This is a genomic window from Pyramidobacter sp. CG50-2, from assembly GCF_003612005.1.
GTDB lineage: Bacteria > Synergistota > Synergistia > Synergistales > Dethiosulfovibrionaceae > Pyramidobacter.
On the sequence record NZ_RAWT01000106.1, the window covers coordinates 1 to 717 of the forward strand.

General features: G+C 59.8%; 1 protein-coding gene. It reads right to left on the reverse strand.

The features are described from left to right. A partial coding sequence (locus tag D7D26_RS12400; protein WP_158606362.1) for a hypothetical protein occupies positions 1 to 717 on the reverse strand: 717 nt, incomplete at both ends.

The window sequence follows — 717 nt, forward strand, 5'->3', positions numbered from 1 at the left end:
GATGTTCGTCACCGGATTGCTGGTGGTGGTGTTGATCTGGTTGATGACGTCGCCGGTGATGTTCTGCACGAGCTTGGTCTTGTCGATGCCGTAGGTCACCTTGGTGCCGGTCAGACCGACGGTCATCGTGTCGTCGGCCGTCGCGAACTCGACGGTCGGCTTCACGCCGCCCAGGGCGACGTTGCTCGTGGTGCTTCCGGCTTTGAGGTCGAAACCGGCCTGCAGCTTGGTGATGTTGCTGGTGTTGTTGGTGATGTTGCCGGCGTTCGTGGTCACGCGGTTATCCAGGTTGGTGATCGTGCTGTTGTTGCTGATGTCGATGTTTGTTCCGAGGTTCGGGTTGGCCGTTATGGTCACTTTCGCGCCGTCGGCTGCATTGTCCACGGCCACGTCGATCTTGTTCGCTTCGCCCACGAACTGGATATCCTGTTTGGCCGCGCCGCCGAGGGTGATGTCCTGTTTCGTGCCCGCCTCGTTGCTGACGGTGAAGCCGGCTTTCAGCGCCGTGATGTCCGTGCCGTGCTGATTGACCGTCGTGTTGTTGGTGATCTGGTTGGTGATCTGGCTGTTCAGCTTGTTTTCGTCCATGCTCAAGTGAAGGCCAGAGTTGTCCACTTTGGTCTTTACGTAAGCGTCGCCTTCGACGACCAGCGGCGTGGCGGCGTCGATCTGCTTGCTGCCCGGCACGGCTTCCGCGTCCTGGATCGTCCACTTGGC